Raw genomic sequence first — 14,577 nt, 5'->3', positions numbered from 1 at the left:
CTCGGGGGGGGCGGGGCTCCTGCATACATGGGATGAGTGGAGATGGCGGGAATCGAACCCGCGTCCAACGGTGCGGAACCAGGGCTTCTCCGTGTGCAGTTCGCTGTGATTTTCTCGGCCCCGGCGATCACGCGAACAAGTCGCCGACGGGCCCAGTCACTGTTTGGTTTCCCTCTTCACCCCGTGACCGGGATCAAGGTTTAGTTCCCTAGCTGATGCCAGGATCCGGGTCGGGAACGAGCCCGGGCTGACACTCCCCTAGTAAGGGGCAGTTGCCTCGTTACCTGAGATCAGGCGGCGAGGGCGAACTGCGTCGCCTTGGGAGAATCGCTCTTAACAGTGGCGATTATTTTTTTCGGCCTGTGGTTTACGAGATCATGGCCGCTTCCTCGACACGCTTCCCCTGCTTCGACATCCGCTGTCGAAACCGATCATCCCCATGTTGATTTTTCAATCGTCGTGCCCGCTGTGAGGCACAGGTGCCATCGTACGTGACCAACGCACGACGATGCCAGCCTATTCCCGCCGGGCGGCGACCCGCCGCCGGCCGGCCGGTGAACGCCCGGCTACGCGCCCCGCTGCCGCCGCTTCGCCGCGGCGATCGCCCGGTCGGTGTCCCGGCGGTCCTGCTGCTCCCGCAGGGTCTGCCGCTTGTCGTACTCCTTCTTGCCGCGCGCCAGCGCGATCTCCGCCTTGGCCCGGCCGTCCTTGAAGTACAGGGCGAGCGGCACGATCGTGTGCCCGGTCTCCTCCGACTTCACGGCCAGCTTGTCGATCTCCTCGCGGTGCAGCAGCAGCTTGCGCTTGCGGCGCGCGGAGTGGTTGGTCCAGCTGCCCTGGCTGTACTCGGGGATGTGGGCGTTGTGCAGCCACGCCTCACCCCGGTCCACCTGGACGAAGCCGTCGGTCAGCGAGGCCCGCCCCTGGCGCAGCGACTTCACCTCGGTGCCGGTCAGCACCAGACCGGCCTCGAAGGTGTCGATGATCGCGTAGTCGTGCCGGGCCTTCTTGTTCTGCGCGACGATCCGGCGCTTGCCGCCCTTCTCGCCGTCCTTGCCCGCGACCTGCTTGCCCTGCTTCGGCTGGGACTCTTTCGGTACGTACATGCCCTTGCTCATAGTGGGGCCATTTTCGCACCCGAGGGGGGTCCGAGGGAAAGCCGATTACGAGGTGCGCCGCGAGCGGTCACGAGGTGCGCCGCGAAGGGTCACGAGGTGCGCCGCAGGGGACCCGGCCGGCTCAGGACGCGTCGCCGAGTCCGCTCAGCACGGTCTCCGCCCGCTCCAGCGCCCCGACGCCGGCCTCCAGGTCGGGGCTGATGCCGGTGCCGTCGACGGTGCGGCCGGACGGGGTGCGGTAGTGGCCGACGGTCAGCTCGGCGACGGAGCCGTCGGGCAGCTCGCTCGGCATCTGCACCGAGCCCTTGCCGAAGGTGCGCGAGCCCACGACGACCGCCCGGCCGCGGTCCTGGAGGGCGCCGGTGAGCAGCTCGGCCGCGCTCATGGTGCCGCCGTCGACGAGCGCCACCAGGGGCCGGTCGGTGTCGCCGCCGGGCTCGGCGTGCAGGGCCCGCTGCTCGCCGTCGACGTCGTAGGTGGCGACCAGGCCGCCGTCGAGGAAGGCGGAGGCGGTGGAGACGGCCTCCGTGACCAGGCCGCCGGAGTTGCCCCGCAGGTCCAGCACGATCCCGGCGTCGGCCGGCGCCGTACGGACGGCGGTGCGGACGGTGTCGCCGACGCCCCGGGTGAACGCGGCGACGGTGATGACGGTGGCCCTCTCGCCGAGCGCGCGCACGGTGACGGAGTCGGCGGACAGACGGGCCCGGCGCAGGGTCTGCGTCCACGCGCGCGTGCCGCGCTCCAGGCCGAGGCGGACGGTGGTGCCGGCGGGCGCGTCCGTCGCGTCGCCGCGCAGCAGGGCGACGACCTCGGTGACCGGGCGGCCGTCGACCGCCTCCCCGTCGACGCTGCGCAGCCGGTCGCCCGCGCGGATCCCGGCGGCGGCCGCGGGCGACCCGGACCGCACCTCGGTCACCTCGATCGTCCCGTCCCGCTCACGGCGCGCCTCCAGACCGACTCCGGTGTACCGGCCGTCGAGGGACTCCTCGAACTCCTCGTACTCGCCCTCCGAGTAGACGGCCGCCCAGCGGTCCCCGCTGCGGCTGACGGCGCGTTCGGCGGCCTCCAGGGGCGACTTGCCGTCGGCCATCGCCTCCTCCGCGGCCCTGGTGACCGCCTCGGCCTCCGGGCCCGGAGCGGTCGCGCGCGACCGGTCGGCCGGGGCGCCCCGGCCGTCGACGGGCAGTGAGCCGGTCGCCGCGCCCGCGACGAGGACGCTCGCGAACACCACCGTCAGGGCGGCCCCGCGGCCGAAGCGGCGGGGCGAACTCAGGGGATCACGGCCTGACATGGCGGCGAGTCTAGGGGAACGCCGAGGGGCCGCACGGTGGCTTGCCCGTACGGCCCCGTTGGCATGCGTCACACCTTCAGGTACTTGCGCAACGCGAAGAACGCGGCCAGCGCGGGCATCAGCAGGCTCGTGGCGAGGATGAGCGGAAGCTTCGTCAGCACGGCGTCCCAGCCGATGAAGTTGATCAGGTTGAGCTTCTCGGACAGGGCGAGACCGTGGTCGATGATGAAGTACCGCGCGATCACCAGGAATCCGCACGCGACGGTACCGCCGATGAGCCCGGCGACCGCCGCCTCCGCGATGAACGGCGCCTGGATGTAGAACCCGGAGGCGCCGACCAGGCGCATGATCCCGGTCTCACGCCGTCGGCTGAACGCGGACACGCGCACCGTGTTGACGATCAGCATCAGCGCCACGACCAGCATCAGCGCCATCACCGCCCGCGCGGCCCAGTTCATGCCGTTCAGCAGCCCGAACAGGTTGTCCAGGATGCCCTTCTGGTCCTGCACCGACTGCACGCCGTCCCGCCCGTCGAAGGCGGTCGCGATGACCTGGTACTTCTCCGGGTCCTTCAGCTTGATGCGGTACGACTCCTGCATCTGGTCCGGTGTGAGGGAGGCGGCCAGCGGGGAGTCGCCGAACTGCTCCTTGTAGTGCTTGTACGCCTCGTCCTGCGACTCGTGGCTGACCGAGTCGACCACCGACATCTTCTTCAGGTCGGACGTGATCTGCTTCTTCTGGTCGTCGGTCACCGCGCCCTTGGCGCAGTTGGGGTCGGACTCGGCATCGCTCTTGTTGCAGAGGAAGATCGAGACGTTGACCTTGTCGTACCAGTAGCCCTTCATCGTGTTGACCTGGTCGCTCATCAGGAGCGACCCGCCGAACAGGGCGAGCGACAGGGCGACGGAGACGATGACGGCGAAGGTCATCGTCAGGTTGCGACGGAGACCGACACCGATCTCCGACAGTACGAACTGGGCGCGCATGGCGTGTTGTTCAGGCCTTTCCGTGGACGGTCGCGGTCAGTGCTGGTAGCCGTAGACGCCGCGTGCCTGGTCGCGGACGAGGCGGCCCTTCTCCAGCTCGATGACGCGCTTGCGCATCTGGTCCACGATGTTCTGGTCGTGCGTCGCCATCACCACGGTCGTACCGGTCCGGTTGATCCGGTCGAGCAGCTTCATGATGCCGACGGAGGTCTGCGGGTCGAGGTTGCCGGTGGGTTCGTCGGCGATCAGCAGCTTGGGCCGGTTCACGAAGGCCCGCGCGATGGCCACGCGCTGCTGCTCACCGCCGGAGAGCTCGCCGGGCCTCCGGTCCTCCTTGCCGCCGAGCCCGACGAGGTCGAGCACCTGCGGCACGGACTTGCGGATCTCGCCGCGCGACTTGCCGATGACCTCCTGCGCGAAGGCGACGTTCTCCGCCACCGTCTTGTTCGGCAGGAGCCGGAAGTCCTGGAAGACCGTCCCCAGCTGGCGACGCATCTGCGGCACCTTCCAGTTGGACAGTCGCGCGAGGTCCTTGCCCAGGACGTGCACCTGACCGTGGCTGCACCGCTCCTCGCGGAGGATCAACCGCAGGAAGGTGGACTTTCCGGAGCCCGAGGACCCCACGAGGAACACGAACTCACCCTTCTCCACTTCGAGGGAGACATCCCTGAGTGCGGGGTGGCTCTGCTTGGGGTAGACCTTGGAGACGTTGTCGAATCGGATCACGGATGCACCACGGGTCGCCGGGGGTAGATGAGCGTGACCATACGCGAACCGGGTACGCGCGCGCAGGCACCGGTTGCGGTTGCGCGGCGGTTGTGCCCTTTTGTACCGACGGGACGCGTCGAAGGGCCCGGCCGGGCGGCTTGCGGGAGCTCCCGCGCAACCTCCGCGGGAACCTGGCACAGTGGGTGGGGGAACGTTCGCGCCTCCGCGAGCGTTGAGATACCTGGAACCGGTGCGAGGAGGGCGAGCGCATGACGTATGACCGGCTGGTGTGCGCCAACTGCGCGGCGCCCGTGAGCGAGGGCCGGTGCCCCGTGTGCCGTGCGAACCGCGAGCGGATGCAGCAGGAGAACTTCTTCGCGGGGCTCAACCCGATGGCGTTGATCGCACTGCTGGCGGTGCTGGTGGCGGCGGTGGCGCTGCTGGCCCACCAGAGCGCGTAGCCGTACGACGCCGAAGGGGCCCGGAGCTGTCGGCTCCGGGCCCCTTCGCGTGTCCGCGTACCGTGGGTACGGGCGCGACTACCGTCAGGCAGCCGCCGCCCCGCCACGGCCCTCGACGAGACGCGGCAGCACACGGAAGCCGATGCCGCCGGCGATCATCGTCGCCGCGCCGATGATCAGGAACGTGGTCTGGCCGGCACCGGTCTCGGCCAGCTCCTCGCCACCGCCCTGGGCGGTGGTGTCGGTGCTGGTGGAGTCCGAGGTGTCGGTCAGCGCGGAGCTGCCGGCCTCCTGGACGGAGGTGCCGTCGGGCGTGGTGCCGGAGCCGCCGGTGGTGGAACCGCCGGTGGTGGTGCTGCCGCCCGTGGTGGAGGCGGAGCCACCGGTGGAGGAGTCCGAGCCGCCCGTGGTGGTGGTGCTGCCGCCCGTGGTGGAGGTGGAGCCGCCGGAGGAGCTGGAGCTGCCGCCGGAGCTGCTGGAGCCACCGGAGCTGCTGGAAGAGCTGCCGTTGCTGCCGTTGCTGCCGTTACCGGGCTCCTCGGTGCTCGGCTCTTCCGTGCTCGGCTCCTCGGTGCTCGGCTCCTCGGTGCTCGGCTCCTCGGTGCTCGGCTCCTCGGTGCTCGGCTCCTCCGTGGTCGGCTCCTCGCACACGGCGACATCGCAGGGTTCCTCACCCTCGTACGTCGACACAAGGGCGTCGATGCCGACCTCGTCGGCCGAAGCCACGCCCGCCACCGTCAGCGAGGCGCCCGCGGCGATCACTGCGCCCGCGGCGATGCGCGCGATACGGACGCGCGTCTTCCTGGTCATATGGTTGCTACCCCCAGTAGCCGATTCGTCAAAGAGGCCGCGTTCCGGGCGGTGATCGACGGAGGCAGCTGGGATGTAGCACAGGCCCCCGGTTCACATGCGCCCCAGAGATACGCATGCCACACTGCACGATTCCTATTTTTTTAAGCAACGTCAAGGTCGTTGCGCACGCGATGTCCCAGACGACACGCTTTGCCGGAAGTTGAAGCTGTGAGTGTGATGTAAAACCCAGACATCCGGGAAAGCGCGGGCAAGACAAAAGGCAACCACCCCCTCCCCAGGGGCAGTTGCCTTGTCGACAAAACTACGAGACTACTTCTCCTGCTGCTTGCGCCAGCGAATCCCGGCCTCCAGGAAACCGTCGATCTCCCCGTTGAACACGGCCTCGGGGTTGCCGACCTCGAACTCGGTGCGCAGGTCCTTGACCATCTGGTACGGGTGCAGGACGTAGGAGCGCATCTGGTTGCCCCACGAGTTGCCGCCGTCGCCCTTGAGGGCGTCCATCTTGGCCTGCTCCTCCTGCCGGCGCCGCTCCAGCAGCTTGGCCTGGAGGACGTTCATCGCGGTCGCCTTGTTCTGGATCTGCGACCGCTCGTTCTGGCAGGAGACGACGATGCCGGTGGGAATGTGGGTGAGGCGCACCGCGGAGTCGGTGGTGTTCACTCCCTGGCCGCCGGGCCCGGACGAGCGGTAGACGTCCACCCGCAGCTCGGACTCGTCGATCTCCACATGGTCGGTCTGCTCCACCACGGGGAGGATCTCGACGCCCGCGAAGGAGGTCTGGCGCCGGCCCTGGTTGTCGAACGGCGAGATGCGCACCAGGCGGTGCGTGCCCTGCTCGACGGAGAGGGTGCCGTAGGCGTAGGGGACCTGCACGGCGAAGGTGGTCGACTTGATGCCGGCCTCCTCGGCGTACGACGTCTCGTAGACCTCGGTCTTGTAGCCCTTCTGCTCCGCCCACCGCAGGTACATCCGCTGGAGCTTCTCGGCGAAGTCGGCGGCGTCGACGCCACCGGCCTCGGCGCGGATGTTGACGAGCGCCTCGCGGGAGTCGTACTCGCCGCTGAGGAGCGTCCGGACCTCCATCTCGTCCAGCGCCTTCCGGACGGCGGCGAGCTCGGACTCGGCCTCGGCACGGGTGTCCGGGTCGTCCTCCTCCTCGGCCATCTCGAACAGCACCGCGAGGTCGTCGATCCGGCCGCGCAGCGCGTCGGCCTTCCTGACCTCGGCCTGGAGGTGGGACAGCTTGCTGGTGATCTTCTGCGCCTCTTCGGGGTTGTCCCACAGGGACGGCGCGGCCGCCTGCTCCTCGAGCACGGCGATGTCTGCCCTCAGCCTGTCGAGGTCCAGAACGGCCTCGATCGACTCCATGGTCGAGGAGAGGGACTTGAGCTCTTCGGATACATCGACGACTGCCACGCCTCCAGCGTAACGGCTCCGCCAGGCGGGGACGGCCGGAGGACCGGGCCCGGGGTGCTCCCCGGCGCGGACGCGGCCGTCACCGGGGGCGGCGGCGCCCGGTGACGGGCCGGGTCACGGCGAGGCCGGTGCCGAGTTCTTCGTGTCCCCGGGGCCGGTGCCGGGGTCGTCGTCCGAGGTCGCCGCCCAGGTGCCGACGCCCACGGCGGCGAGCAGCACCGCCGCGGCCACGCCCAGCGTGATCCGGCGGCGCCGGGTCGCCGCGCGGTTGCGCGCGGAGCCGGGGCGCGGTGCCCCGGCCGTCCTCGGTACCCGTGCCGTCCCGTGCGCGCCCCCGGCCAGCTCGTCGGGCGCCGGCACCCGCATCGAGGTGTGCGTGTCCCGGCTGGAGTCGGGCTGGGCACCGGGCACCAGGGGGACCGAGCCCCGGCGGGCCCGCCCGGCGAGGGCGGTGGGCTCGGCGGCGGGTGCCGTCTCCTCCCGGCGGCCCTCCTGCGCCGTCTCCGCGTCGGGCTCGTCGACGTCCAGCGGCGGCATCCCCGCCAGCGTCGGCAACTGCTCCCGCAGCCGCGCCGCCAGCTCGGAGGCCCGCAGACGGGAGGCCGGGGCCTTGGCCAGGCACTGCACGAGCAGCTGCCACAGCTCGTCGGGGATGCCGGGGAGCGGGGCGACCGTCTCCGTGACATGGCGGCGCAGGACCGCGCCCGGGTGCCCACCGCCGAACGGGGTGAAGCCCGCGAGCAGCTCGTACAGGACCGTGGCGAGGGCGTAGATGTCGACGGAGGCGCGCGGGGGAAGGCCCTCGACGATCTCGGGGGCGAGGTAGTCCGGAGTGCCGATGATCTTCGTGGCGCGGGTCCGCTTCGGGGTGTCGATCAGCTTGGCGATCCCGAAGTCGGTCAGCAGCGCCCGGTGCGAGCCGCCGGGGCCCAGCGGGCCCCGCATGTCCAGCAGCACGTTCTCCGGCTTGACGTCCCGGTGCACGACCCCGGCCGCGTGCGCGGCGGCGAGCCCCTCGGCGATGTCGGCGACGATCGCCACGGCGGCCTCGGGCGCGAGACGCCGGTCGCGCTCCAGGCGGGTGCGCAGGTCCGTGCCGCGGACGAGGTCCATGACCAGGGCCAGGTCGTTGCCGTCGACCACCAGGTCCCGTACGGAGACCACGTTCGGGTGCTCCAGGCCGAGCAGGGCGGTGCGCTCCTGCACGAAGCGGCCGACCAGCTCCTCGTCCGACGCCAGGTCCTCGCGCAGCAGCTTGACGGCGACGGGTCCGTCCGGCCCCTCGCCCAGCCACACCGTGCCGGCGCTGCCCCGGCCCAAGATCTGGTGGGCGGTGTACCGGCTGCCGATCTTCCGTGCCAAGACTGCTCCTACAGACGCGTGTTGCCGACAAAAGTACGCGTCCGCCGAGCCAACCTTCACCGCGGAGACGGAAATCACCCGTCAGGAGTCGACAAATCCCCGAAGCCGCGGTCGGGTCCGGCCCCCGCAGGGGCGGGAGTCGCCGCGGCGGGGGCGCCATGGCGGGGGTCGCCGCGGCAGGTCACCACGGCGGGGGCGCCGCGGCGGGGCACCACCGGCGGGGGGTCGCCGCGGCGGGAGCGGCCAGGACAGCGGCACCGCGGCAGGGATCGCCACGGCGAGGGGCGTCACGGCGGGAATCGCCGCGGCAGCGGGCTCCACGGCGAGGCATCGCCGCGGCGGGGCTCACCACGGCCGGGACCGCCACGGCAAAGGGCGTCACGGCGGGAATCGCCGCGGCAGCGGGCTCCACGGCGAGGCATCGCCGCGGCGGGGCTCACCACGGCCGGGACCGCCACGGCAAAGGGCGTCACGGCGGGAATCGCCACGGCCGGGACCGCTGTCGCTCAGGCGCCGCCGCTCGTGCCGCTGCTCGATCCGCTGCCGCCCAGGTCCTCGATCCACCCGGCGATGTCGCCGATCCACGTGGTCAGCTGGTCCCAGTAGCCCTTGCCGGAGCCGATCCAGTCCTGCAACGGGCTCAGCTCCCAGATGAGCCACCCGGCCACGAAGAGGATGACGATCGTGAACAGGCAGCCCTTGAGGCAGCCCAGGCCGGGGATCTTCATCGGGTTGGCGCTGCGCTGCCGCGGCTCGCGCGGCGGACGGGCCTGGCGGGGCTCCGGCGCGGGCCGCTGCGGGGGCTGCTGCGGCTGCGGCGCGTACCTCTGGGGCTGCCTCTGGGGCTGCGGGGCGTGCTGCTGCGGCTGCTGCTGCGGATGGCCGTAGCCCTGCTGCTGGGGGCGCTGCTGCTGTTGGGGACGCGGCTGCTGCTGGGGGCGGGCGACCTGCCGCTGGGGGCGGCGGCGCAGCGGGTCCTCGTCCGGGGCGAGGTACTGGACCTGGGTCTGTTCGTTGCGGTCGCGGGCGGCGCGCAGCTGGTTCTGCCAGGGGTGCGGCTCCTCGGGCTGCCCGCCCTGCCCGCCGGGCTGGTGCGGAGGCACCGGCGGCAGGACGGCCGTGGGGTCGGCCGCGCCCGCCGGGCCCCCGGTGTGGGGCAGGACGGCGGTGGGGTCGGCCGCGCCGTGCGGGGCGCCGGGACCGGAGGTGTGCGGCAGGACGCTGGTCGCGGCGTTGGGGTCGTAGGCGCCGGCCGGGTCGCCCGGCACGGGCGCGGGCGCCGGGTCGGGCGCGAGGAGGTGGCCCACGCCGTCGGCGGCGGCGATCTGCATCGAGTTCGCGTGCACCCCGATGCCCTCGGCGACGATCCGCAGCCCGCGCGCGAGGTTCTCGGCGCTGGGGCGTTCCGCGGGGTTCTTGCGCAGGCAGCGCTCGATGACCGTCCACAGCGGGTCGGGGACGGTGGAGGGGCGGCGCGGTTCGGCGCTCAGGTGCTGGTGGAGGACCTCCAGGGCCGACCCGCCGGAGAACGGCGGACGGCCGGTGACCAGCTCGTACAGCAGGATGCCGGCGCCGTAGACATCGACGGCGGAGGTCTGCGGGCGGCCCTCGGCGGACTCCGGCGCGACGTACGCGGGCGTGCCGACGAACTCGCTGGTGCGGGTCAGGCCCGGGGAGTCGGCGAGGCGGGCGATGCCGAAGTCGGTGAGCAGCGGGTGCATCTGCCCGCCGTTCTGCATCAGCAGGACGTTGGCCGGCTTCAGGTCGCGGTGGACGACGCCGTCGGCGTGGCTGGCGGCGAGCGCGTCGGCGATCTGCGCGGTCAGCAGCGCCGCGGCGACGGGCGTGAAGGGGCCGTTCTCCCGCAGGTAGCGGTGCAGGTCGGGGCCCTCGACGAGGTCCATGACCAGCGCCAGCAGATCGCCCTCGACGACCAGGTCGCGGACCCGGACGATGTTCGGGTGGGTCAGGCGCAGCAGGACGGAGCGCTCCCGCAGGAAGCGCATCACGACGTCGGGGTCGCTCGCGAGCTCCTCCTTGAGGACCTTGATCGCGACGGTCTCCCCGGGCTGGCCGGGCACGGCCGCCTCGGCGCCCGCGGTCTCGTGCTGGCGGGCTCGCCAGACGGTGCCCGTGGCGCCGCGTCCGAGCGGCTCCTCGAGCAGGTACTTGCTGCCGACTGGCCGCACGTCACGCGCTCCCTGCTGCTTGCTTGCCTGTGTTGCGATGTTCCGACCCACTGTAGTGCCGGGGCCTTCGTGGCAAGGCTTGGAAGGAAAGACGCACCCGCCGGTCCGGACGGTTGCCGGGCCGGACGTGACCGATCTCAACTGATCACGGGTGGGACACGGGTCAGGCACTTTTGCGGGCAGAGCCGACCAATCAAGATCACTTCTCTTCGGGTGGCGGGCGGATTGTCGGCGACAGGTGCGAGGATGCGTGCAGTAACTGGCCGAGTGCTCGGCGGGGTGGGGGAAGTCCGCGCCCGGGCAGAAGGGACCGCTGACGGCGATGCAGATCCGGCTGACCGTCGTAGACCCGCAGGCCCCGCCCGCCGGGGCGCGCGGCCGTGCCGCAAGCTGCGACGTGCTGGTCACCGCGCCCGCCGGCACGGCCCTGGCCGCGGTGGCGTCCGCCCTGGCCGCGGCGGTCACCGGGGAGGGCGGCGCCACGCCGTCCGGAGGAGCGCAGCCCGTGCTGTACACGGGCGCGGAACGCCTGGACGCCGGGCGCTGCACGCTGGGCGAGCCGCCGCTGGTCGACGGCGCCGTGCTGGCCGTGGGCGCCCCGGCCGACCCCGAGCCGCATCCCGAGGTCGACGACGCCCCGGCCCGGCTGGACGTGGTGGCGGGCCCGGACGCCGGCGGGGTCCATCTGCTGCACGGCGGCCAGGTCCGCGTGGGCCGCTCCGCCGACGCCGACGTCCCGGTCGACGACCCGGACGTCTCCCGGCTGCACTGCGCGGTCACCCTGGAGGCCGACGGCCGCGTCACGGTCGCCGACCTCGGGTCCACCAACGGCACCACCCTGGACGGCGCCCGCGTCCAGAGCCGCCCCCTGCGCTTCGCCCCCGGCGCGCTGCTCCGGGTGGGTGAGTCCGCCCTCCGGCTGGCTCCGCCCGGGGGGCCGGGCGCCCGGGTGGCGACGACACCGGACGGGGAGGGGCACGTCCGGGTGGCGTGCAAAGGCGCGCAGGCCGACGGCGAACCGGCGGCGGGCGCGGCTCCCGCGCGCGGGGCGGGCCCGGCGGCAGCGGAGCACCCGCGCGCGGCGGGCGCCGGCACCGCGAGCATCCCGTCCGCCCGCGCGGGCGGCACCACCGGCCTCCCCCACACCTCGGGGCCCTGGTGTCCCCCGGGCCCTCCCGAGCCCTCCGGCGACACCTCTCACCCCGGGCACTCCTCTTCTCCCACCGCCCACCCCTCCGGCCCCACCCGCCACACCCACGGCGCGGTCGACTGGAGCGGTTCCGTCCCGGCCCGCGCGGCGCAGGACGACCGGGCCCACGTGCCCGGAAGCGCTTCCGTGGTGCCCGTCCAGGGCGGTGCCCCGCGCGTCGAGGGCCGTACGGGCGCCCGGTCAGCGGCCGGGGGCGACGGCTCCGGTGAGACGCACGGCGGACGCGCCGGCCTCGGCTCCTTCGCGTCGGACGGGACGCCCTCCGGGGCCCGCGGCCCGCACGCCCCCGCCCCCCAGCCCGCCGCCCCGCCGTACGACGACGAGGGCGTCGCCGGCCGCCGCAAGGGCACCCCGCTGCGCGGCACCGACGTGCCGCAGGGCCTGCGCCGACGCGGCGGTCTCTCGGCGTGGGCGCGGCGCCTGACCGGTGGCCGCGGCGGCGACCAGGACACGGCCGCACCCGAGGCGCGCCCCGAGGAACCGGCCGACCCCCAGCCGGCCGCCGGCGTGTCACCGGTGCCGGACACCTGGCCGGACCCGGCCGCGCTGCTGCTGGCCGCGCTGGGACCGGGCCCGCGTCTGTGGGAGCGCGGGCCGGGCCATCCGGAGGCACTCGCGGTCCGGCTCGGCACCGCCGACCGGGCGACGCCCGACGGCTCGGGCCTGCTGCCCGCCGTACCGGTGACCGTGGGCCTGCGCGAGGCCGGGGCGCTCGGCCTGGCCGGGCCGCGCCCGCGCCTGGCCGGTCTGGCGCGGGCCGTGCTGGCCCAACTCGCCGCGCTGCACTCGCCGGACCTCCTGGAGATCGTGCTGATCAGCACGGACCGCGCGCGTCCGGAGGAGGAGCGGGTCGCCGAGTGGTCCTGGCTGGGCTGGCTCCCGCACCTGCGCCCCGCGCACGGGCAGGACTGCCGTCTCCTCCTCGCCTACGACCACGACCAGGCCGCGGCCCGCGCCGAGGAACTCCTGCGCCGTCTGGAGGACCACCCCACCGACACCGGACGGCCGACGGCGAACCCGCACACGGCCACGGGAACGGACACGGACACGAGGACGGACACGAGGACGGGGGCGGAAGCGGGGACCGGCGGACGCGGGTCCGCGGCGTCCGTGTCCGTTCCGCCGCCCCGGGGCACCGGCCGACGCCCCTCCTGGGCACTGGCCGACGCCGGCCGGGACGGCTCCACGGGCCCGTACACGGTCGTCGTCGTGGACGGCGACCCCGGCGGCGCGGAGCTGCGCGAGGCGCTGGCCCGGCTGGCGGCGGCGGGTCCCCGCGTCGGCATACATGTCGTGTCGCTGGCCGAGACGGCCGCCGCCTCCCCCGCGTCGCCGGTGGCGCAGACGTACGAGGCGGCCTGCGCGGCGGCGCCCACGTTCCGCGCGTGCGGGGCGGTCGCCCTGCTCAGCGGGGACGTGGCGACCGCGCTGCGGCTGCTGAGGGTCGCACCGGGCGGCGCGGACCCGCAGCGGCCCGGCCCGGTGGGTCACGGCACGACCGGGGCCGTGGACGCGGTCTCCCCGGCCTGGGCGGAGCGTTTCGCCCGGGCGCTCGCCCCGCTGCGCCCGGACGGCGCGGGCGGCGGCGAGCGCGCCCCGCGGGTCTCCGCGCCCCTCCCCCAGTCGGCCCGCCTCCTGGACGAACTGGGCCTGGCGAGGGCGACGCCCGCCTCCCTGATGGCCCGCTGGGCGGACGCGGCCGACGACGCCGAGGCCCTCGGCGGCCGGGCCTGGGCCGTGCTCGGCGCCGGGCCCCGCGGCCCGGTCACCGCGGACCTCGTCGCCGGAGGCCCCCACCTGCTGATCGAGGGCCCGCCCGGCAGCGGGCGCACCGAGCTGCTGCGGGCGGCCGTCGCCTCGCTGGCCGCCGCCGAACGCCCCGACCGGCTGAGCATCGTCCTGCTCGACGGCCGGGACACCGTGGGCAAGGGCGCCGACGGCCACGGCGACGGCCTGCGCGTCTGTACGGACGTACCGCACGTCACCACGCATCTCACCGCCAACGACCCGGTGCGGATGCGGGAGTTCGCGCAGTCGCTGAGCGCCGAGCTGAAGCGGCGGGCGGAACTGCTCGGCCGGTCCGACTTCACCGAGTGGCACACGCACCGCGCGGTCTCGGGCCGTATCGTGCCCCAGCGACAGCCGGGCGGCCCGCAACGGCAGCCCGGCGGTCCGCAGCGACAGCCGGGCGTGCCGCCCCGGCAATCGGTCGGCCCGCAGCGGCAGCCGGGTGTCCCGGGGACCGGTGCCGCCGATCTCGACACCCCGCCCAGCTCGACGCTGCGCCTGCGCCCCAGGGCGGCGGCCCGGCAGCGGGCGGAGGCGGCACCGCCGCTGCCCCGGCTCGTGGTCGTCGTCGACGACCTGGACGCCCTGGTCTCACCGGCCCTCGGCTCCCCCGGCCGGCCCGCGGCGGGCTCCGTCATGCGCGCCCTGGAGGCGGTGGCCCGCGACGGCGAGCGGCTCGGCGTCCATCTGGTCGCGGCGGCCGGCCCCGGCGGCCGTACGGCCGACTCGGAGCCCGCCCGGCAGGCCACGCTGCGGATCACCCTCGACGCCCCCGGCTCCGGCGCCGACGAACCGTCGCCGGGGCGCGGACGGCTGCGCGGCGCGGACGACAGCCTCACGCCCTTCCAGGGCGGCCGCGTCACCGGCCGCATCCCCCGCACGGCGACCCTGCGCCCCACGGTGGTCCCCCTGGAGTGGCAGCGCATGGGCGACCCCCCGGCCCGCAGACCGGTGCGGGAGCTGGGCAACGGCCCGACCGACCTGGCCCTGCTGGCCAGCGCGCTCGAACGGGCGGCACGCGAGGTGTCGGCGGTCGAGGTGCCGTCGCTGCTTTGACGCCCTCGCCCGCGTGAAGGCGGGCGATTCCGGTCAGCACCGCTACGCGATGCTCCCTCGGGTTCCTGCTTCGCGGGCCCCTGCCACCCGGAGGTGGTCTTACAAGGCCTCCACAGGCCTGACTTCCCGCCCGTCCGGCGGTAGGTCCGCCAACCACGTTGTCGGACAAGGCGACCGTA

The 14,577-nt window shown here is 73.8% G+C and carries 10 protein-coding genes and 1 other RNA gene; 2 read left to right on the top strand and 9 right to left on the bottom strand.

Annotated elements, in window-relative coordinates:
• Positions 1 to 34 precede the first annotated feature (34 nt).
• The 5 genes from ssrA to ftsE form a co-directional block, all read right to left on the bottom strand.
• Positions 35 to 439, bottom strand: a transfer-messenger RNA (tmRNA) gene (ssrA, locus tag ACFYWQ_RS38545).
• 127 nt (positions 440 to 566) lie between these two features.
• Positions 567 to 1,106 (bottom strand): SsrA-binding protein SmpB, encoded by a 540-nt coding sequence (gene smpB / locus ACFYWQ_RS38540; RefSeq protein ID WP_389523857.1) that lies wholly within the window; start codon positions 1,104 to 1,106, stop codon positions 567 to 569.
• A 133-nt stretch (positions 1,107 to 1,239) separates the two neighbouring features.
• Positions 1,240 to 2,409, bottom strand: a complete 1,170-nt coding sequence (locus ACFYWQ_RS38535; protein WP_389523854.1) for a S41 family peptidase — start codon at positions 2,407 to 2,409, stop codon at positions 1,240 to 1,242.
• Between the two features lie 68 nt (positions 2,410 to 2,477).
• Entirely contained in the window at positions 2,478 to 3,395 is a 918-nt protein-coding gene (gene ftsX / locus ACFYWQ_RS38530; RefSeq protein ID WP_389523851.1) for a permease-like cell division protein FtsX, read from the bottom strand.
• 36 nt (positions 3,396 to 3,431) lie between these two features.
• A complete protein-coding gene (gene ftsE, locus ACFYWQ_RS38525) occupies positions 3,432 to 4,121 on the bottom strand; it encodes a cell division ATP-binding protein FtsE (protein WP_389523848.1) in 690 nt (229 codons plus the stop codon).
• Positions 4,122 to 4,372: 251 nt separating this feature from the next.
• Here ftsE and ACFYWQ_RS38520 point away from each other — a divergent pair, with 251 nt between their 5' ends.
• Positions 4,373 to 4,564, top strand: coding sequence for a hypothetical protein (locus ACFYWQ_RS38520; protein ID WP_385073572.1), 192 nt, complete (start codon positions 4,373 to 4,375; stop codon positions 4,562 to 4,564).
• Between the two features lie 84 nt (positions 4,565 to 4,648).
• Here ACFYWQ_RS38520 and ACFYWQ_RS38515 read toward each other — a convergent pair whose 3' ends face one another.
• From ACFYWQ_RS38515 to ACFYWQ_RS38500, 4 genes are all read right to left on the bottom strand, one after another.
• Entirely contained in the window at positions 4,649 to 5,374 is a 726-nt protein-coding gene (locus tag ACFYWQ_RS38515) for a hypothetical protein (protein ID WP_389523845.1), read from the bottom strand.
• A gap of 312 nt (positions 5,375 to 5,686) precedes the next feature.
• Positions 5,687 to 6,793, bottom strand: coding sequence for a peptide chain release factor 2 (gene prfB / locus ACFYWQ_RS38510; RefSeq protein ID WP_389523842.1), 1,107 nt, complete (start codon positions 6,791 to 6,793; stop codon positions 5,687 to 5,689).
• 114 nt (positions 6,794 to 6,907) lie between these two features.
• On the bottom strand, positions 6,908 to 8,155 hold the full coding sequence (locus ACFYWQ_RS38505; RefSeq protein WP_389523839.1) for a serine/threonine-protein kinase: 1,248 nt from the start codon (positions 8,153 to 8,155) through the stop codon (positions 6,908 to 6,910).
• A 506-nt stretch (positions 8,156 to 8,661) separates the two neighbouring features.
• Positions 8,662 to 10,344, bottom strand: a complete 1,683-nt coding sequence (locus tag ACFYWQ_RS38500) for a serine/threonine-protein kinase (RefSeq protein ID WP_389523836.1) — start codon at positions 10,342 to 10,344, stop codon at positions 8,662 to 8,664.
• A 322-nt stretch (positions 10,345 to 10,666) separates the two neighbouring features.
• On the opposite strand from ACFYWQ_RS38500, the gene ACFYWQ_RS38495 reads away from it, so the two are divergent.
• Positions 10,667 to 14,398 (top strand): FHA domain-containing protein, encoded by a 3,732-nt coding sequence (locus tag ACFYWQ_RS38495; RefSeq protein ID WP_389523833.1) that lies wholly within the window; start codon positions 10,667 to 10,669, stop codon positions 14,396 to 14,398.
• Positions 14,399 to 14,577 lie beyond the last annotated feature (179 nt).

The organism is Streptomyces sp. NPDC003247 (genome assembly GCF_042888135.1).
GTDB lineage: Bacteria > Actinomycetota > Actinomycetes > Streptomycetales > Streptomycetaceae > Streptomyces.
This window is presented reverse-complemented; position numbering and strand designations above follow the sequence as displayed.